Here is an 18,210-nt window from a genome sequence, read left to right on the forward strand (position 1 = left end):
TGTAACACTGCGGGCGCCCGCAGAAGCGTATACCGCGAGGCGGCCTCAAGCCCGCGTGACCGACCCGAAACCGGGCCACGTCGTAGACATCAAACAGCGTTGGAGCGGTGCGATGGACCGCAGAGCCTTTCTGAGCGGCGGCGCCGCGGTGATCCTGGGAGCGGCTCAGGCGCGCGCCCAGATGAAGATGGACGCAATGCCGGGAATGGCCGGCATGAGCCACGGCAACCCGACTGGACCGGCGACTGCAGCAAAGCTGCCAGAGGGCCGACCGCTCGCCGACCTGCCCCGGCTCAAGAACGCATCCACCGAGGCAGGGCTGTTCAAGGCGAGCATCTCCGCCGCTCCCGGCGAGGCGACCTTTCTCGACGGCGTACGGACGCCCGTTCTGAGCTACAACTCCGCCGGCCCGGGCCTGTTGATCGAGGCGACCGAAGGGGATTGGGTCGAGATCGATTTCCAGAACCGGATACCCGGCGAGATCAGCACGATCCATTGGCACGGTCTGCCCGTGCCGGCCGATCAGGACGGCAATCCGATGGACCCGGTCGCCTCGGGCGCCAGCCGGCTCTATCGCTTCCCATTGTCGGCCGGGAGCGCCGGAACCTACTGGTACCATCCGCATCCGCACGAGCTGACGGCAGAGCAGGTCTATCGTGGCCTGGGCGGCGCGTTCATCGTGAAGCCGCGGATCGATCCGGTGCCGGCTGCCTTCGGCGATACACCGCTCTTCTTCACCGATCTGCGCATCGATGCGGACGGAAAGATGCCGGCGAGCACGATGGCTGACATGATGAATGGCCGCGTCGGCGATCATGTGCTCGTCAATGGCGGCAAGAAGCCGGTCCTGTCGCTCGCAGCGGGGACGCACCGCCGCTTCCGGCTCTTCAATGCGACGAACGCGCGCTACCTGCGGCTGTACTTCTCCGATCTGGAAATGACCTTGGTCGGGACCGATGGCGGGCTGCTCGAAACTCCGTTGACCGGCTTACGTGAACTGCTTCTCGGCCCGGCCGAGCGCGCGGACATCGTCGTTTCGTTTCCCCGGCAGGGCAACTACGAACTCGCAACGCTGGATTACGACCGCGGTTGGATGGGGCCCGGCAAACCCGTGAGCCGCGCCCAAAGCTTACTGACGGTTAAGGTGGAGCCGGGTACCGCGGGGCCCACGCCGCAGCTTCCGGAGAGTCTACGGTCGATCGAGGGGCTCGGAACGCCGAAAGTCCGGCGCAGCTTCGTCTTCGGCGAGAACATGCGGATGTCGAGGAGCGGGATGAAGATGGAGTTCATGATCAACGGCCGCGCCTTCGACATGAAGCGGATCGACGTGATCGCGAAGCAGGGCGAGACGGAATCATGGGAAATCCGCAACCCGACCGATATGGATCATCCATTCCATGTGCATGGCACGCAGTTTCAGGTCGTCGAGATCGAGAAAGCCGGCCAGATCACACCGGCCGCGTATCGCGCCTGGAAGGACACGATCAACGTGGCGCGGGGCGAGACGGTTCGGATCCTGCTCCGACAGGACCAGCTCGGCCCGCGCATGTATCATTGCCACATCCTCGAGCATGAACAGCTCGGCATGATGGGGGTTCTCGATGTCCGAGCCTAGAACAGTTGTTTGTTGGCAGGGATGATGATGGGAGCGGCCTCCGCAGTACGCTCGATAGCCGATGGATAGCACCGGCCAGACGCCGTCGCGGGAGTCCCATGTTCTGGTCGTCGACGACGATCCGCAACTTCGCCTGCTGGTTTCCCGCCTGTTGCGCGCTAGCGGCTATCGCGTCACCGGCGCTGCGAATGGCGATGAGATGCATGCGGCGATGGCCTCGAACGCGTTCGACCTCGTGGTACTAGACGTCATGCTGCCCGGCGCTTCGGGTTTCGATCTCTGTCGCGAATTGCGACGCGGATCGGCCGTACCCGTGATCATGCTGACCGCACGCGGCAGCGAGGCCGACCGGGTCGAAGGTCTCGATCTCGGCGCGGACGATTATCTGGCAAAGCCCTTCAGTCCGCGCGAGCTCGTCGCGCGGATCAACGCCGTCATGCGCCGGGTGCGCGCAGATGGGGCGCCCAATGCCCTGACGCCCGCGCGCGCCTTCCGCTTCTCGGGCTGGACGCTGGATGTCGCGCGGCGCGAGCTGACCGATCCGCAAGGGAGCATCGTCGACCTCAGCACCGGCGAGTTCGACATGCTGCGCGCCTTCGTAGAGGCTGCCGGCAAGGTGCTTGGCCGCGATCTGCTGCTCGATCTCGCGAAGAACCGCGTCGCGACGGGCTACGACCGGGTCATCGATGTGCAGATCAGCCGGTTGCGCAAAAAGATCGAGCGCGATGAAGCATCCGAGCCGATGATCCGCACCATCCGTGGAACCGGCTACATGTTCATGCCGACCGTCGAGCGCATCTCTTGAAGTCGCGGTTCGACACGATCCAATTGCGGACCGTCGCCGTGCTGCTGTTCGGCCTCGGCCTCTTTCACCTCGCCTCGCTTTGGACCTACCAAGTCGGCCTGCGCTCGGAACTCGACCTGAACAACGAGAGCCGGCTTGCGGAGCGGCTCGTCTCCATCAAGCGCGCTGTTCTCGCACTCCCGGCGACAGAGCGGGAGGCCATCGCACATTCCCTGTCGGACGGGGCCGTAGAGGTGCACTGGAGTTCCGTGAGCCTGGCCTCTTCCAGCAGACAGGCCGACCCGTCAATCGGCGCTCTGAGGGATCGTCTCCTGTCGCTGGAGCCCGAGCTCGCGGGGCAGCAGTTGATCGTCTCGGCTCCACCAGCGACCGGCGGGGGCATCGATCCACACCGGATCGACGTGTCGATCCACGGCGCGGACGAAGGCTGGCTCAACATCAGTGTCACCCGCCTGGCCGGACCGCACGGGACCATGCATGGCGTGATCTGGTCGACCACGCTGATGGGCCTCGGGGTTGTGCTGATCGCGATCCTCATGGTGCGCTGGCTTACCCGGCCGCTTCGCGTTCTTGGTGTAGCCGCCAAGCGCAGCTACTCAGGTGCGGAGCCGGTCGAGGTTGCGCTGGATGGTCCGCGCGAGATCCGGGAGCTGGCACTCGCATTCAACGATATGCAGCGACGGATCAAACGGCTCGTCGATGACCGAACGCAGACGCTGGCGGCGGTATCGCACGATCTCAAAACGCCACTGACGCGGTTGCGACTGCGCGCTGCCGAGCTCGGGCCTCATTCCAGCGCCGACGATATCGAGGCCGATCTCGACGAGATGGAAGCCATGCTCGATGCCAGCCTGATGTTCCTCAAAGGAGAACAGGTCGACGAGCCCTCCCGCACGATCGACCTGCCGGCGCTTCTCCAGACGATCCGCGATGACCTGATTGATGCGGGCCATGACGTATCGTTGAGCGCACCGGCGTGCCTGCCGTTCAACGGCAGGCACCTCCCGCTCAAGCGGGCCTTCACCAATCTGATCTGGAATGCAGTGCGTTATGGCTCGCGGGCGCGCATGGCGCTGATTGCCGAAGACGTGGCGGTGATCCTGACGATCGACGACGACGGGCCGGGGATCGCGGCGAACGAAATCGAGTCCGTCTTTGCCCCGTTCAAGCGGCTCGACACATCGCGCAACCGCGAGACCGGCGGTGTCGGCCTTGGGCTGACGATCGCGCGCACCGTGATCCGGGGGCATGGCGGCGAGGTCAGCCTCGAAAATCGGGCGGGCGGAGGCTTGCGCGCGATCGTTCGCCTGCCACGGCCACTGTGATGCCAAGCACGTCGCTCGGATCGTCTCGCTGTAACGCGATGTAACACCGCCCCGGCGCCGGCTCCGATAGGGTGATTCTCGTGATCTCACCCTCTTCGGAAGAGCCTTCGCGATGCTTTCACTGCGCTTTCCAATCCCCGTTCGGCCGTCCCGGGCCTTCCGCGCCGGCGCGATGACCGTCGGGTTGGCGATCGCAGGCGGCTGCACAGTGCTCCCCAGAACGGAGGTAGGAGAGGCGCCGTCGAACCCTGGAGCGCGCGTGCCGCCGGTCACCTATCGCCCGGTGACGGCCGGCACCCGGACCTTCCGCCCGGTCGAGCCCAAAGGTTGGGAAGACCTCAACCGCGAAGTCGCGCCGAAGGGAAACTGAGATGCGTTTTCCCTCATCGACCTCGCGTCTCAGGCGCGTCCTCCCGGCTGCCGCGTTGACGGCTGCACTCGGCGGATGCGCGGGTTTTTCTCCGGATGGCGGGATGCAGACCGCGCAATCCCTCGCCTTGACCGAGTTGGGCAAGGATGTCGTCAAGGTGACAGACGAGACGACCGCTCTGACCAGCCGGGACCGCGTCGCTTCGCTCCTGAAAGGCTCGATGTCGGCTGACTCCGCCGTCCAGATCGCGCTCCTCAACAATCGGGGCCTGCAGGCCGCCTATAACGATCTCGGCCTTGCCGAGGCGCAGATGGTCGCGGCCAGTCTGCCGCCCAATCCGCGCTTCGCCATCTCCCGTCTGAGTGGACGTTTCGAGACAGAGATCGAGCGACAGGTCGTCGGCAGTCTGTTCGCGCTGGCGACCCTGCCCGCGCGCGCCGAGATCGCCGTTGACACCTTCCGCAGCGCGCAGCTCAAGGCGGCGGAGGCCACGTTCCGTCTTGCCGCCGATGCGAGGCGCCAGTTCTATCGTTCTGTCGCTGCGATCGAACAGGTCGGATATCTGCAACAGGCCGTGGCCTCTTCCGAGGCGAGCTCGGAGCTGATCAAGCGCCTGGGCGAGTCCGGCGGCATGAACAAGCTCGAACAGGCCCGCGAGCATGCCCTCTACGCGGAAGCAACGGCGCAACTGGCAAAGGCGCGGCTTCAGGAGAAGATCGAACGCGAGAAGCTCTCGCGGGTCCTTGGGCTCTGGGGCAAGGATGCGAACGTTCGCTTGCCCTCGCGCCTGCCAGCCATGCCGGGCCGCATTCAGACGGCCCGCGACCTGGAGGGAACGGCGATGCGCAAGCGCGTCGATCTCCAGATCGCGCGGGCCGATCTCGACATCCTCGCCAAGAAACTCGGGCTGACCCAGGCGACGCGCTTCGTCAACGACGTCGATCTGCTGGGTCGAACGACCTATGACCGCGCCCGCAACGTTACCATCGGCGCCGATGGGCACAGCGAGGTGGAACGGGAGAGCAAGCGCAAGCGGACGCTGGAGGTCGAGTTCGAGATCCCGCTATTCGACTTCGGGCAGTCGAAGGTCGCGGCCGCCGAGCAGACCTATCTCGCCGCCGCCAATCGGCTGGCCGAGAAAGCGGTCAATGCGCGCTCCGAAGTGCGCGAGGCCTATCTCGGCTACCGCGGCTCACACGAGATCGCGCGGCATTACCAGACGCAGATCCTGCCCCTGCGCAAGACGATCCAGGACGAATCCCTGCTGCAGTACAGCGGCATGTTGATCGACGTGACGACGCTGATCGTCGACGCCCGAGCGCGCATTCTCAGCAACGCCCAGGCCGTCGACGCGAAGCGCGATTTCTGGATCGCCACGGTCGATCTGAAGCACGCCACCATTGGCGGCGGAGTCGGCGGTGGCGGTGCCGGCGGAGCGACTGTGGCATCCGCCGGCGCTGCCGAAGCGGGCGGGCATTGAGCCGACGAGGAGACCAAACGATGACGCTATCCCGCAGGAATTTCGTCGGCGCGTCCGGCTTCGCCGTCGCGGCGGCCGGTCTCGTCAGCGGCCGCGCCCAGGCCGCGAGCCTTCCCGAGGCTGCCTCGACCCGCAGCGCGGAGACGCAGGTTCCTAAGGCACCGACGACCGGCGTCGACTACCAGCCGGTGGTGACGCTGAACGGCTGGTCTCTGCCATGGCGCATGAACGGTGACTGGAAGGAGTTCCACCTCGTCGCCGAGCCGGTGATCCGGGAGATCGCACCCGGCATGAAGGCCCATCTCTGGGGCTATAATGGCCAATCGCCCGGCCCGACGATCGAGGCCGTCGAGGGGGACAAGGTCCGCATCTTCGTCACGAACAAGTTGCCGGAGAACACGGCGGTGCACTGGCATGGTCAGCGCCTTCCGAACGGCATGGACGGCGTCGGCGGACTCAACCAGCCGCACATCCCGCCGGGAAAAACCTTCGTCTACGAGTTCGAGATGCGCCGCTCCGGCACCTTCATGTACCACCCGCATTCCGACGAGATGGTCCAGATGGCGATGGGCATGATGGGCTTCCTCGTGGTCCATCCCAAGGACCCCGCCTTCCGCCGCGTCGACCGCGACTTCGTCTTCCTCCTCAACGCCTTCGACATCGAGGCCGGCTCCTATGTGCCGAAGGTGAACACGATGCTCGATTTCAACCTGTGGACCTGGAACAGCCGGGCCTTCCCCGGCATCGATCCCTTCGTCGTCGCTAAGAACGACAAGGTCCGGATTCGCTTCGGCAACCTGACCATGACCAACCACCCGATCCACATGCACGGCTACGAGTTCAAAGTTTCGTGCACCGACGGGGGCTGGGTCGATCCGGCTGCTGCATGGCCAGAGGTCTCGATCGATTGCGCGGTCGGCCAGATGCGTGCCTTCGACTTCGTCGCCGACGAGCCCGGTGACTGGGCGATCCATTGCCACAAGTCGCACCACACGATGAACGCCATGGGTCATTCGGTGAAGACCTATATCGGCGTCAACAAAAAGGACCTCGCCAAGCGCATCGCCAAGATCGCGCCCGGCTACATGCCGATGGGCTCCAACGGCATGGGCGAGATGGGCTCGATGGAGATGCAGGGGCCCGACAACACGCTGCCGATGATGACCGGCTACGCCCAGTTCGGCCCCGTCGAGATGGGCGGCATGTTCTCCGTCGTGAAGGTGCGCGAAGGCCTGAGCGCCGGCGACTACAAAGACCCCGGCTGGTTCAAGAATCCCGAGGGCACTGTCGCCTACGAGTACAAGGGCGAGAAGCTCGCCGAGGCGCCGCGAATAAGCGGGCCAGACAGCAAGCGCGATTCACTCGACTGGTCAGTCAAGGACCCGCGCAAGCCGCGCCTCGGCGCCAACGGCAAACCGCTGCCCGTAAAGGCGGGCGGCCATTCCAATCACTGACGATCTCCCTGAGGAGGACAATCAAATGCGTAGCAGAATGATCGGCCTGAGCCTGGTGCTGGCCCTGGCTCTTCCAACGACCGCGGCTATTGCTGGCCCCGGCGCCGCCGGGCATGGCCACGGCGACGAGACGGCCTATGGCAAGCCGGGCGACCCGAAGAAGCCGGCCCGCCTCGTCCAGGTCGTGATGAGCGAAAGGGACGGCAAAATGTCCTTCATTCCCGATCGCATCGAGGTGCGGCGTGGCGAACAGATCAAGCTGGCGCTCCGCAACAATGGCGAGCTCGACCATGAGCTCGTGCTCGCGACGCTGGAGGAGAACCTCAAGCACGCAATCGAGATGCAGAAGAACCCCGACATGGAGCATGACGATCCCAACGCCAAGCGCCTGATGCCGAAGAAGACGGGCGAGATCGTCTGGCAGTTCACCAAGGCCGGCGAGTTCGACTTCTCCTGCCTCATCCCGGGGCATCGCGAAGCCGGCATGACCGGCAAGATCATCGTCAAGTGACGATGTCAGACAGATTCTCAAGGAAGGACATCGACATGCGCATGCCGCTCATCGCCCTCAGCCTCGCGAGCCTGCTCGCCCTGCCGGCCGTCGCACAGGAAACGCCGCTCGTTGCCGGCACGGTCAAGAAGATCGACACGGCCCAGGGCAAGCTGACCCTCGACCACGGCCCGATCAAGAACCTCGACATGGACAGCATGACGATGGTGTTCAAAGCCGGCGACGCCGCCATGCTCAAGACGATCAAGCCGGGAGACAAGGTCAAGTTCACTGCGGACCGCGTCAACGGCCAGCTCACCGTGACCAAGATCCAGAAATGAGGATTTGGCGCCCGTGCGGCATGGCAGTCGTCATTCTGACCTCGACGGCGGCCTTGGCGCGCGACGCCGATCTTCAGTCGGCATTGCTCGCGGCCGGCTGTCCGGTCGCGACGATCAGCACCGTGTCGAAATCGGCCGAAGGCGCCCTCTACGCCGCGAACTGCTTTTCGACCTCTCACCGGATCGTCGCGGTCTTCTGCTCGAAGACCGCGTGCACAGTGACGTCCAAGCCCGCGTCCTGAGCAGTACGAAGACGATGGTGGCTCCCGCTCGCACGGTTTGTTGCATTCGGTAACAGGCGGACCTTCGCTGGCTCTCACCCGTTGCTCCATCATGGCCGCAGGCGCCACGGAGGACACCGCGATGCGCTACCTACGTTTCCTGGCGATGATCGCGGTTTCGACCGCGATCATGTTCTGTCTGACCTACGTCAACAGTGATGCGTTCGACCATGTCTGGTTCAGTCAGACGAGGCTCTGGATGGCGCTCGTCATGGGGGCATCGATGGCTGTCGTGATGCTCGGTTTCATGACGTCGATGTACCGGAATCGAACCGCGAACATCACGATCATGGTCGGTGCCGTCATCCTCTTCGCCGGCGCCGTGTGGGCCGTGCGCAGCCAGCGGACGGTCGGCGATGTCGCCTACATGAAGGCCATGATCCCCCATCATTCGATCGCGCTTCTCACCAGCGAACGCGCGCAGATCGAGGATCCGCGCGTCCGGCAGCTCGCCGACGGCATAATCGCGACCCAGCGCAAGGAGATCGCGGAGATGACCTCGTTGATCGGCGACCTGGAACGCAAGGCGCGGTGACGCCCGCATACGGAGGATCGGCTCATGCCGTCTGCTGAACTCTACCGGATGGTCACGCCCGAGCATGTCTGCCCTTATGGCCTCAAGGCGCTCGACCTGCTGAAACGGAAAGGCTTCTCCGTCGAGGACCACCCGCTGCGCTCGCGCGAGGAGACCGACGCATTCAAGCGCAGCCACGATGTGAAGACCACACCCCAGGTCTTCATCGATGGCGCTCGGATCGGTGGATATGACGATCTGCGGCGCCATTTCGGCTTGGCTGTCGCCGATCCCGATGTCCCGTCTTACCGGCCCGTCATCGCCGTCTTTACTGTCGCGCTTCTGATAGCCCTTGCGGCTCAGTGGGCCGCCTTCGGCACGCTCGCCTTCGGCCGCTCGCTCGAATGGTTCATCGCGACCAGCATGTGCCTGCTTGCGATGCTGAAGCTCCAGGATGTCGAGACCTTCTCGACGATGTTCCTGAACTACGACCTGCTGGCCCGGCGCTGGGTGCCTTACGGCTACATCTACCCTTATGCGGAGCTCGCCGCCGGCGTGCTGATGCTGGCAGGTCTGGCGACGTGGTTCTCGGCGCCACTTGCCACGATCATCGGCACGATCGGCGCCATTTCGGTCATCAAGGCGGTCTATGTCGATGGGCGAGAGCTGAAATGCGCCTGCGTCGGCGGCTCCAGCAAGGTGCCCCTCGGGTTCGTCTCGTTGACTGAAAACCTGATGATGGTCTTCATGGCGCTTTGGATGGGCTTCCATCTGCTTTGAGGGCCGCGCCGCATCGCGCTTCGTTGGCTTCCGCTGGCACCGGCCATCTGCCAGGATGGCCTGATCCGATGGGGATGGGGTTGCCCCCGAAACCACCTGCGAAGGCTGATGACTCCTACCGCGCGCAATAAGCGGTGGGATTGCGTCCAGCGCAGCCTGCCGCAAGGTGGGCTTCCGGCCCGCTTCCAATCTGAGGGGGCCGACACATGTCGCTCGTGACCTATTTGATCATCATGCTCGGCGGCGCGCTCGGAACGCTCGCACGCTATCTCCTGTCGCTCTGGGCTCTGCCGATCAGCCGCGATCTCCCCTGGGGCACGATCCTGATCAACGTATCCGGCTCCTTTCTGATTGGCCTCTTCGGAACGCTAACGCTGGCGAGCGGACGATTTCCCGTTTCCGAGAATCTTCGTCTGTTCGTGATGATCGGCATCTGCGGCGGCTTCACCACCTTCTCGTCCTTCAGCCTCCAGACGCTCGACCTGCTACGCTCCGGTGCCGTCATTCGTGCGTCGCTTAACATCACGCTGTCCGTTGTCCTCTGCGTGGGTGCCGTGGCGCTCGGCCATGTCGTCGCCGAGAGGTTCGCCGGCGCCGAAGTCGCGATCGCTCAGGCCGCCATCGAAGAAGAAGGCTGACCGAGCCTGCCTCAATCCAAGGAGCCCAACCATGCACACGAGATATACATTGACGCGTCGCCGGCTTCTCGTCGGCATGGCGCATGCGGCGCTCGCGGCCTCCGCGATCACGGAAGCCGCTGCGGCCACAGAAGGTTTGCCCCGAGTAACCGTGACGCGCGATCCGAACTGCGGATGTTGCATCGCCTGGGTCGAGCACATGAGGGCCTCGGGCTTTGCAGTCGAAGTGGTCGAGATCGACGATGTCGTGCCGCTGAAGGTGAAGCTCGGAGTGCCTGAAGCTTTGATGTCCTGCCACACATCCCAAGTTGGCAGCTATGTCATTGAAGGCCATGTCCCGGCCGATGCCGTGAAGCGATTGCTCGCAGAACATCCCGACGCCGCAGGCATCGCCGTCGCGGGCATGCCGATTGGCTCACCCGGCATGGAGATCAAAGGCGAGGCGCCGAGGCCATACGAGGTCGTTATCTTTGCCAGCGGTCGGCAGAACGTATTCGCACGCTACCGAGGGATATTTCGGATCTGAGCAAGCAGTGATGCACCATCAGCGACCATCGGTGGCGCGCCAGCCGCGCGTCGAGCCAACCTGCCAAGAACCGGACCTTCCGAACGTCGGCTGTGGGCCAGCTTGGACCGTTGCGTCGCCATGCCAGCTAGAGTGCCGTAAAGCAGACGCTCCAGATGTCAGTGGCCGCCATCGGCTTCTCGACTGGCAGCCTCAGCAGGCTGCCTTGAAGCAGGCACCAGGCGACGGCTAGGGGCTATTGCAAGCCCGCCGCTCGGACGTGACTCATTGGCTGTGGTTAAAAACCAAAATCGCATCAACGACAAATGCCCGATGATGAAATAGAGCGTCTGTGCGTGTTTGACCGGTGTCCCTCAGTCTGAATTTTAAAGTCAGCATATTTACGCCCTCGATTCGGAGGTAAGCTCACGGGAAGCCTGAGCGACTACGTCGAGAACGTGATGAGCACTGCGAATTTCTGCGGCTCGGAAATCAGGAGAAAAAATGACAGAAGCCAACGACGATCTCATCAGCTTGGTTGCCGACATCGTGTCAGCCTACGTTTCGAACAACAGCGTTCCGGCGGCGGACCTGCCTGTGTTGATTGCGACCACTCACGCGGCGATTGTCAATCTCGGTTCGCCGGCGGCCGCCCCTGTAGAGGAGAAGCCGGTACCGGCGATTGCGATCAAGAAATCGATCACGCCTGAGTATCTGGTCTGCCTCGAGGACGGGAAGAAGTTCAAGTCGCTCAAGCGGCACCTGCGAACCGCGTACGACATGACCCCGGAGCAGTATCGCCAGAAGTGGGCTCTGCCAGCGGACTACCCGATGGTTGCGCCTGCGTATGCTGAAGCGCGATCGAACCTCGCAAAGAAGATGGGCTTGGGTCAGCAGCGTCGTAAAGGCGTGACTGGAAAGCGCCAAAGAGCGGCGGCTCAAGTTTGATCTGATTGGCCGAGGCCCTGGCTCCGCCGGGGCCTTTTCTTATCTAAGCCTCGGGGGCGACTGGAGGGCTCGCGATCTGGGAGGGGCAGTAGTCCATCACGCCGCGATAGCTTCCCCGCCAGCCTTTTGACGCGAGACAACGTTTCCATTTGTTCCCGGCTGCTTTTGATGCCGAGCCTCTTGTAGGCCCCGCGCCGTCGAATGCGGGAAAAGGTGCGTACCTCTGCATATTCCTCCTACCGCGAGCGCCTCGTAGACGATCTCGCGAACGCAGATCTGCATCGGCTTTGCTTCAGATGGCCTGGGCAAGGATCTCTTCCGCGTCCTGCATCCGCCTGCGTTCCAAGGAGTCCACTCGCTGGCCAAACGGACGGCGATGTGGCCGCCGCCCCGCTTGGTGACAATCTGGATGCGCCACAGTGACAGTTTACGCCACTGAGTGACAAACTGTCTGCATCTCGACAGGAACCACCACGCCGTGGGCTCGCCTTGACTTAACGTCGCGCTTCCGGCATGAGAATGAACGTTCATTCTCACTGTTCTAAGGTTCGGCGTGTCATCTCACCTGGCCCCCGTTGCGCCCGAGCGCCCTCCATCCGAGCGTCAGACGCGTATCCTGGATGCGGCTGAGCGGGTCTTCGCGCGCGCTGGCTTCCATGCCGCGACGATGCAGGACGTCGCCAGCGAAGCCGGCATGAGCCCGGGCAATCTCTACCGCTACTTCGCCTCCAAGGATGCCATCATCGCAGGCATGGCCGAGCGCGACCGGACCCTGATCGCGGCCGACTTTGCCGATCTCGACCCGGCCAAGGGCAGCGTGCTCGACCAGCTCGAGACGCTCGGGCGCAAGCATCTGGTCGAGGAGCCGCGCGAGAAATCGGTCATCTGCATGCAGATCTGGGCCGAAGCGGCCCGCAACCCGCAGATGGCGCAGATGTGCGCCGCGATCGACGGCACCGTCGTCGGCGGGCTGGGCTACGCCATCGCCGGCGCCAAGGCCAGCGGCGAGCTACCGGCTAATCTCGACGATGCGCGTTTCCTCCAGGCGGTCTTCATGATGGCGGACGGCTTCTTCTGCCGCCGCGCCACCGACCCGTCGTTCGACCCGGCGATGGCGGCCGAGACTCTGTTCAGAGCCATGCGCGGCCTAGCGCAGGTGCTCGTTCTGCCGTCGGGGCAGGGAGCGACGCCATGACGGCTTCCCCGCCCAATCTCGAAAATGCCCGGTCCGAAAACGCAAAGACGCCAAAGGCGATGATCATGATCCGTTCGACTGCTCCCCTGGTCGCCGCCCTGGCGCTGCTGGCGACCGCCGGCACGGAGCCGGTTCTGGCGCAGGCGAAGGCGAATATCCCGGCGCAGGCCTTGCCCGCCGGGGGGCCCTCGGTCACGGTCACCACGGCCAAGGTCTCGGAAATCGTCCAGAGTGTCGTCGTTTCGGGCTCGATGGTCGCGCGCGACGAAGTCATGGTGCAGCCCGAGGTCGACGGCCTCGCAATCGTCGCGGTGCTGGCCGAGGAGGGCGACCGCGTCGCCGCGGGGCAGGTTCTGGCGCGGCTCTCGCGCACCACGCTCGAGGTCCAGAAGGCGCAGAACGACGCCCAGATCGCGCGTGCGGAAGCAGCCGTTGCCCAGGCCAACGCGCAGATCGTCGAGGCCGAGGCCAATGTCGTGCAGGCGAACAACGCCTTCGACCGGACCAAGGCCCTGCGCGACAGCGGCAATGCCAGCATCGAGGCGTTCGACCAGCGCGATGCCGCGGCGCGCTCGGCCCGCGCCCGGGTCAACTCCGCGAAACAGGCGCTCGCGATCACGAGCGCCGACCTCGCTTTGGCGAAGGCGCAGGGGCGCGACATCGAGGTCAAGCTCGGCCGCACCGAGATCAAGGCGCCGCAGGGCGGCATCGTCAGCCGCCGCAGCGCCAAGCTCGGAGCGATGGCGCCAATGGCTTCGACCGAGCCGCTGTTCCGCATCATCGCCGACGGAGCCGTTGAACTCGAGGCAGAGGTGGCCGAGGTCGAGCTGCCGGGCTTGAAAGTCGGCCAGCCCGTAGCGGTGACGCCGGCCGGCGCGACGCAAGCGCTGGCGGGCACGATCCGCCTGATCGCGCCCGAGGTCGACAAGGCCTCGCGGCTGGGTCGGGTGCGCGTCGCGCTGACAGGCAATCCACCGGTCGCGCTGGGCTCGTTTGCGCGCGGCGTCATCGAGACCGGGCGCAAGACCGTCGTGACCTTGCCGCTCTCGGCCATCACCTATGCGCGCTCCGGCGCGACCGTGCAGAGCGTTACGGACGGCAAGGTGACGACGAAGCGGGTCGAGCTCGGCCTCGCCGGAGCTGGCCGGGCCGAGATCGTCTCGGGCATCTCCGAGGGCGAGACCGTGGTCGCGCGCGCCGGCACCTTCGTGCGCGACGGCGACGTGATCACGCCGGTCGCGACGAACTGACGGGGACGTAACTCGTGAACGTCAATTTCTCCGCCTGGTCGATCCGCAAGCCGGTTCCGGCGATCCTGCTCTTCGTCGTGCTCTGCGTGCTCGGGCTGCTCTCGTTCTCGAAGCTGCCGGTGACGCGCTTCCCGAATATCGACGTGCCGCTGGTCTCGGTGACGATCACCCAGTCCGGCGCGGCGCCCTCCGAGCTGGAAAGCCAGGTCAGCAAGCGCGTCGAGGATGCGGTCGCCAACATCACCGGCGTCAAGCATGTGATGTCGACGCTGACCGACGGCTCCTCGGCGACGGTGATCGAGTTCCGGCTCGAGACCAACACCGACCGCGCGGTCAACGACGTCAAGGACGCGATCGCCAAAATCCGTGCCGACCTGCCGCGCACCATCGACGAGCCGGTGATCCAGCGCATCGACGTCGAGGGCCAGTCGATCCTGACCTATGGCGCCTCCTCGGCCGGCATGACGCTGGAACAGCTGTCCTGGCATGTCGACGACGTCGTCGCGCGCGAATTGCAGGGGCTGAAGGGCGTCGGCCGGGTCGAGCGCTATGGCGGCGTCGATCGCGAGATCAGGATCTCGCTCGACCCTGACCGGCTGCTCGCGCTCGGCACCACGGCGGGCGAGGTCAACCGCCAGATCCGCGCCACCAATGTCGATCTCGCCGGCGGGCGCGGCGAGGTCGGCGGGCAGGAGCAGGCGATCCGCACGCTCGCCGGCGCGCGCACCGTCGCCGAGCTCGCCGAGACCAAGATCACCCTGACCGGAGGCCGCGAGGTCCGACTTAAGGAACTCGGCCGCGTGGAGGATTCCAATTCGGAGCCGCGCGCCTTCGGCCGGCTGGACAAGAGCCCGGTGGTCTCTTTCGCGGTGTTCCGCTCGAAGGGGTCCAGCGAGCTCTCGGTCAAGGACGTCGTCGCAGCCCGCATCGCCGATCTCAACAAGCGCTTCCCCGACATCACGCTGAAGCCGATCGACGACGCCGTCGCCTACACCCATGGCAACTACAAGGCGGCCATGGAGACGCTGATGGAGGGCGCTGCGCTCGCCGTCATCGTCGTCTTCCTGTTCCTGCGGAACTGGCGCGCGACGCTGATCACCGCCATCGCCCTGCCGCTTTCTGCGATCCCGACCTTCTGGGCGATGGAGCTGATGGGCTTCTCGCTCAACCTCGTCAGCCTGCTCGGCATCACGCTGGTCACCGGCATCCTGGTCGACGATGCGATCGTCGAGATCGAGAACATCGTCCGGCACATGAAGATGGGGAAGTCGCCGTATCGTGCGGCGATGGAGGCGGCCGACGAAATCGGGCTCGCGGTCATCGCGATCACGCTGACCATCGTCGCGATCTTCGCGCCGGTCTCGTTCATGGGCGGCGTCGCCGGGCAGTACTTCCGCCAGTTCGGGCTGACGGTCGCTGTCGCGGTGCTGTTCTCGCTCCTTGTCGCGCGCCTGATCACGCCGATGATGGCGGCCTATCTGATGCGGCCGGTCGACCATGCCGATCCCAAGGACGGGGTCATCATGCGCGGCTATGTCGGTCTGCTGAAGGCGACCACGGCCTCGCGCCGCGTCCCGCTGCTGCCGCGCTTCGACGGAACCGGGCGCTGGCGCTCGCTCTCCTTCAACATGTCGTATCTGACGCTGGTTCTCGGATTCGCCTTCCTCTGGGGTTCGATCCACGCCACATCGCTGCTGCCGACCGGCTTCATCCCGGACGAGGACACCTCGCGCGTGGTGGCGTCCGTCGAGCTGCCGCCGGGCTCGACGCTGGAGGACACCCGCATCACCACCGACAAGCTGGTCGATGCGCTGAAGACGATCCCCGAAGTGACGCAGGTCTTCGTGCTCGGCGGCGCCTCGCCGACCGGCCAGCGCGAGGTCCGGCGTGCCGCCGTGACCATCAAGCTGCTGCCGAAGGCCGAGCGCCAGGCGCGCCAGAAGGATCTCAAGGTCGTCATCGCCGACAAGCTCGCCAGCGTGCCGGATGTGCGCGCCTGGTATGTCAACGAGCGCGGCGAGCGCGAGATGGCCTTCTCGATCCTGTCCAAGGACGGGGCGGCGCTGGACGAGGCCGTGGCCCGCATCGAAACCCGGATGCGCAAGGTCGACGGCTATCTCAACGTCGCGACCTCGGGTTCGCTGTCGCGGCCGGAGCTGACGGTCAAGCCCAAGCTCGAGGCGGCCGCGAGCCTCGGCGTCACGCCAGAGGCGATCTCGGAGGCGGTCCGGGTCGCGACCATCGGCGATGTCGGCGCCAATCTCGCCAAGTTCAATGCCGGCGACCGGCTGGTGCCGATCCGCGTCCAGCTCGACGAGGCGGCGCGTGCCGACATCCGCAACATTGCGGCCTTGCGCGTTACCAATGTCAACGGCGTCTCCGTGCCGCTCACAGCCGTCGCCGAGATCGGGTTCGGCGAGGGGCCGAGCTCGATCGACCGCTATGACCGCGTGCGCCGCGCCGCGATCGGCGCTGACCTGAAGCGCGGATTTGAGCTCGGCACGGCGCAGGAGACCTTCAACCAGATCGTCAAGGAGGTCGGCCTGCCGAACGGCGTCTGGATCGCTGCCACCGGCGATGCCGAGATTCAGGGCGAGGTCGTGGACGGGTTCGTCCAGGCGATGACGACCGGGCTGATGCTGGTCTTTGCCGTGCTGATCCTGCTCTTCGGCTCGGTCTTCCAGCCGATCACGATCCTGCTCTCGCTGCCGCTCTCCTTTGGCGGCGTGGTGATCGCGCTCCTGGCGACGCACAACCCGGTCTCGATGCCGGTCTATATCGGCCTCTTGATGCTGATGGGCATCGTCACCAAGAACGCGATCATGCTGGTCGATTTCGCCGTCGAGGAGGAGGGGCGTGGCAAGGACCGCCGCACCGCCCTGCTCGAGGCCGGCCGCAAGCGCGCGCGGCCGATCGTGATGACCACCATCGCCATGGCGGCGGGCATGCTGCCTTCGGCCTATGGCGTCGGCGATGGCGGCGAGTTTCGCTCGCCGATGGCGATCGCGGTGATCGGCGGCCTGATCGTCTCGACCGTGCTCTCGCTCGTCTTCGTGCCGTCCTTCTATGCGGTGATGGACGACCTCTCGAAGCTGACGGGGCGGATCTTCGGGCGCTTCTTCAGCAAGGCCGAGGATGAGAGCCTGTGGGAGGCGATCCACGAGCACGACGCCCACCAGACGCCGGGCGAGGCGAGCGGCAAGGTGATGGGCAAGCTGCCGCCGCCGCGCCTGGCGGCCGAGTGAAGACTCAAAGCGACAGGGCAGCGGGTGGCGCTACGAGCCTCCCGCTGGCGCGAAAAAGCAGAGCAGATCGCCGGCATCGTTGATGCACAGATGCCATTTCCCGTCCGGGGAGAGGCGCGCCTTCCGATAGGCGATCTCAAGGACGAGCGGATGGCGGCGATCCCGCGACCAGATCGGATGCTGGCCCGGCACTACCGTGACGATGAAGCCGGACGCGTTCGCCTTGACGGCTTTGGGGTCGAGCTGCGCGCAATCGGCGCCGGAACAGCATTCGAACGGGTAGTCCCAACCGCTCGGGGCCTCGTGGGGGCACGTTTCCGTCGCTTCGGCCGTCAGCACCAACGCCAAAGCGATCGAGGCAAGAGCGCGCATGGGCCTCTCCTCGCGTCAATATGCCTTGCCGGAGGCCGCGGACGAAGCGCGCTCGGGGCGGCGAGGCTCCATTGCGTGGAGGGTGATCCTACTCCCGATCCGCAAAGGCTGACAGGGATAGCGAGATCATCGAGGAGAGCGAATCCATTCTCGGACCGTGAAGGCTTCGACGCTCTGTAGGAGCCCTCACGCTCAGGTGTCTGGGCCTGCGCCAAGGCGCCATCAGCGGACACTTCGCTGCAAGTCATGAAGCTGCTGTCCGAGGATGTCAGGAATGTGGCTACTCCCCCCGTCTCCGCCGGATCGCCCATGCGGCCGGGCGGCGTCGTCGCTGCGAGCCGGCGAAGGCCTCCTCGCCCACGACATCGAGCGCCAGCTCATTTCGGAGCGGTTCGGGAGGCAGCACATTGATCCGGATGCCGGTGCCCCTCAGGTCCAGTGCTCAGCTGAGCGCGCACATTGCGGATCGCGGCGCAGGAGGCGAGCCTCGTCCTGAAGGCGTATCAGGCTGCGACGCAGACGGGCGATCTCGCCCTGCGGGGCGGGGCCGGCGTATCGGTAGTCGAACCTGGCGGGCATGGAGCGCTCCTGAGCTGGAGCGC

The 18,210-nt window shown here is 65.2% G+C and carries 18 protein-coding genes and 1 riboswitch; of the genes, 16 read left to right on the forward strand and 2 right to left on the reverse strand.

Going from position 1 to position 18,210, the window contains the following annotated elements:
• Positions 1 to 112: 112 nt before the first annotated feature.
• The 16 genes from VGN82_RS08360 to VGN82_RS08435 all read left to right on the forward strand — a co-directional run bounded on the left by VGN82_RS08360 (position 113) and on the right by VGN82_RS08435 (position 17,236).
• Positions 113 to 1,615 carry a multicopper oxidase family protein gene (locus VGN82_RS08360; RefSeq protein ID WP_327526552.1) on the forward strand — a complete coding sequence of 501 codons (1,503 nt, stop codon included), beginning with the start codon at positions 113 to 115 and terminating at the stop codon, positions 1,613 to 1,615.
• A gap of 61 nt (positions 1,616 to 1,676) precedes the next feature.
• Positions 1,677 to 2,420 carry a response regulator transcription factor gene (locus tag VGN82_RS08365; protein WP_327526553.1) on the forward strand — a complete coding sequence of 248 codons (744 nt, stop codon included), beginning with the start codon at positions 1,677 to 1,679 and terminating at the stop codon, positions 2,418 to 2,420.
• Positions 2,417 to 3,745 (forward strand): ATP-binding protein, encoded by a 1,329-nt coding sequence (locus VGN82_RS08370; RefSeq protein ID WP_327526554.1) that lies wholly within the window; start codon positions 2,417 to 2,419, stop codon positions 3,743 to 3,745. Before VGN82_RS08365 ends, VGN82_RS08370 begins: the two co-directional genes overlap by 4 nt.
• 473 nt (positions 3,746 to 4,218) lie before the next feature.
• Positions 4,219 to 5,595, forward strand: coding sequence for a TolC family protein (locus VGN82_RS08375; RefSeq protein ID WP_327526555.1), 1,377 nt, complete (start codon positions 4,219 to 4,221; stop codon positions 5,593 to 5,595).
• 20 nt (positions 5,596 to 5,615) lie between these two features.
• Complete coding sequence (locus VGN82_RS08380; RefSeq protein WP_327526556.1) at positions 5,616 to 7,049, forward strand: multicopper oxidase family protein; 1,434 nt, start codon at positions 5,616 to 5,618, stop codon at positions 7,047 to 7,049.
• Positions 7,050 to 7,074: 25 nt separating this feature from the next.
• Entirely contained in the window at positions 7,075 to 7,560 is a 486-nt protein-coding gene (locus VGN82_RS08385) for a cupredoxin domain-containing protein (RefSeq protein ID WP_327526557.1), read from the forward strand.
• 35 nt (positions 7,561 to 7,595) lie between these two features.
• Positions 7,596 to 7,880 carry a copper-binding protein gene (locus tag VGN82_RS08390; RefSeq protein ID WP_327526558.1) on the forward strand — a complete coding sequence of 95 codons (285 nt, stop codon included), beginning with the start codon at positions 7,596 to 7,598 and terminating at the stop codon, positions 7,878 to 7,880.
• 53 nt (positions 7,881 to 7,933) lie between these two features.
• Entirely contained in the window at positions 7,934 to 8,122 is a 189-nt protein-coding gene (locus VGN82_RS08395; protein WP_327526559.1) for a hypothetical protein, read from the forward strand.
• A gap of 121 nt (positions 8,123 to 8,243) precedes the next feature.
• Positions 8,244 to 8,696, forward strand: coding sequence for a DUF305 domain-containing protein (locus VGN82_RS08400; RefSeq protein ID WP_327526560.1), 453 nt, complete (start codon positions 8,244 to 8,246; stop codon positions 8,694 to 8,696).
• 24 nt (positions 8,697 to 8,720) lie between these two features.
• On the forward strand, positions 8,721 to 9,455 hold the full coding sequence (locus VGN82_RS08405) for a glutaredoxin (protein ID WP_327526561.1): 735 nt from the start codon (positions 8,721 to 8,723) through the stop codon (positions 9,453 to 9,455).
• 61 nt (positions 9,456 to 9,516) lie between these two features.
• Positions 9,517 to 9,580, forward strand: a riboswitch (Fluoride riboswitch).
• An 81-nt stretch (positions 9,581 to 9,661) separates the two neighbouring features.
• Positions 9,662 to 10,093, forward strand: coding sequence for a fluoride efflux transporter CrcB (crcB, locus tag VGN82_RS08410; protein WP_327526562.1), 432 nt, complete (start codon positions 9,662 to 9,664; stop codon positions 10,091 to 10,093).
• A 31-nt stretch (positions 10,094 to 10,124) separates the two neighbouring features.
• Entirely contained in the window at positions 10,125 to 10,619 is a 495-nt protein-coding gene (locus VGN82_RS08415) for a DUF411 domain-containing protein (protein WP_414644236.1), read from the forward strand.
• Between the two features lie 483 nt (positions 10,620 to 11,102).
• Complete coding sequence (locus tag VGN82_RS08420) at positions 11,103 to 11,546, forward strand: Ros/MucR family transcriptional regulator (RefSeq protein WP_327526563.1); 444 nt, start codon at positions 11,103 to 11,105, stop codon at positions 11,544 to 11,546.
• Between the two features lie 553 nt (positions 11,547 to 12,099).
• Positions 12,100 to 12,741 (forward strand): TetR/AcrR family transcriptional regulator, encoded by a 642-nt coding sequence (locus VGN82_RS08425; RefSeq protein WP_327526564.1) that lies wholly within the window; start codon positions 12,100 to 12,102, stop codon positions 12,739 to 12,741.
• A 65-nt stretch (positions 12,742 to 12,806) separates the two neighbouring features.
• Positions 12,807 to 13,991: an efflux RND transporter periplasmic adaptor subunit gene (locus VGN82_RS08430; RefSeq protein ID WP_327526565.1), complete on the forward strand. Its 1,185-nt coding sequence runs from the start codon at positions 12,807 to 12,809 to the stop codon at positions 13,989 to 13,991.
• A gap of 14 nt (positions 13,992 to 14,005) precedes the next feature.
• Positions 14,006 to 17,236, forward strand: a complete 3,231-nt coding sequence (locus tag VGN82_RS08435) for an efflux RND transporter permease subunit (protein ID WP_327526566.1) — start codon at positions 14,006 to 14,008, stop codon at positions 17,234 to 17,236.
• Between the two features lie 30 nt (positions 17,237 to 17,266).
• Here the strand turns inward: VGN82_RS08435 and VGN82_RS08440 are convergent, their stop codons facing one another.
• Positions 17,267 to 17,608 (reverse strand): hypothetical protein, encoded by a 342-nt coding sequence (locus tag VGN82_RS08440; protein ID WP_327526567.1) that lies wholly within the window; start codon positions 17,606 to 17,608, stop codon positions 17,267 to 17,269.
• Between the two features lie 429 nt (positions 17,609 to 18,037).
• The gene (locus VGN82_RS08445; RefSeq protein WP_327526568.1) at positions 18,038 to 18,187 is read right to left on the reverse strand and encodes a hypothetical protein; all 150 of its coding nucleotides are present in this window, start codon (positions 18,185 to 18,187) and stop codon (positions 18,038 to 18,040) included.
• Positions 18,188 to 18,210: the final 23 nt, after the last annotated feature.

Source organism: Allobosea sp. (assembly GCF_035999205.1).
Lineage (GTDB): Bacteria > Pseudomonadota > Alphaproteobacteria > Rhizobiales > Beijerinckiaceae > Allobosea.

What these genes read in the sequence shown, in the direction of transcription:
- VGN82_RS08360 (WP_327526552.1), top strand. Translation starts at nt 113, where the DNA reads ATGGACCGCAGAGCCTTTCTGAGCGGCGGCGCCGCGGTGATCCTGGGA.
- VGN82_RS08365 (WP_327526553.1), top strand. Translation starts at nt 1,677, where the DNA reads ATGGATAGCACCGGCCAGACGCCGTCGCGGGAGTCCCATGTTCTGGTC.
- VGN82_RS08375 (WP_327526555.1), top strand. Translation starts at nt 4,219, where the DNA reads ATGCAGACCGCGCAATCCCTCGCCTTGACCGAGTTGGGCAAGGATGTC.
- VGN82_RS08380 (WP_327526556.1), top strand. Translation starts at nt 5,616, where the DNA reads ATGACGCTATCCCGCAGGAATTTCGTCGGCGCGTCCGGCTTCGCCGTC.
- VGN82_RS08385 (WP_327526557.1), top strand. Translation starts at nt 7,075, where the DNA reads ATGCGTAGCAGAATGATCGGCCTGAGCCTGGTGCTGGCCCTGGCTCTT.
- VGN82_RS08390 (WP_327526558.1), top strand. Translation starts at nt 7,596, where the DNA reads ATGCGCATGCCGCTCATCGCCCTCAGCCTCGCGAGCCTGCTCGCCCTG.
- VGN82_RS08400 (WP_327526560.1), top strand. Translation starts at nt 8,244, where the DNA reads ATGCGCTACCTACGTTTCCTGGCGATGATCGCGGTTTCGACCGCGATC.
- VGN82_RS08405 (WP_327526561.1), top strand. Translation starts at nt 8,721, where the DNA reads ATGCCGTCTGCTGAACTCTACCGGATGGTCACGCCCGAGCATGTCTGC.
- crcB (WP_327526562.1), top strand. Translation starts at nt 9,662, where the DNA reads ATGTCGCTCGTGACCTATTTGATCATCATGCTCGGCGGCGCGCTCGGA.
- VGN82_RS08415 (WP_414644236.1), top strand. Translation starts at nt 10,125, where the DNA reads ATGCACACGAGATATACATTGACGCGTCGCCGGCTTCTCGTCGGCATG.
- VGN82_RS08420 (WP_327526563.1), top strand. Translation starts at nt 11,103, where the DNA reads ATGACAGAAGCCAACGACGATCTCATCAGCTTGGTTGCCGACATCGTG.
- VGN82_RS08430 (WP_327526565.1), top strand. Translation starts at nt 12,807, where the DNA reads ATGATCCGTTCGACTGCTCCCCTGGTCGCCGCCCTGGCGCTGCTGGCG.
- VGN82_RS08440 (WP_327526567.1), bottom strand. Translation starts at nt 17,608, where the DNA reads ATGCGCGCTCTTGCCTCGATCGCTTTGGCGTTGGTGCTGACGGCCGAA.
- VGN82_RS08445 (WP_327526568.1), bottom strand. Translation starts at nt 18,187, where the DNA reads ATGCCCGCCAGGTTCGACTACCGATACGCCGGCCCCGCCCCGCAGGGC.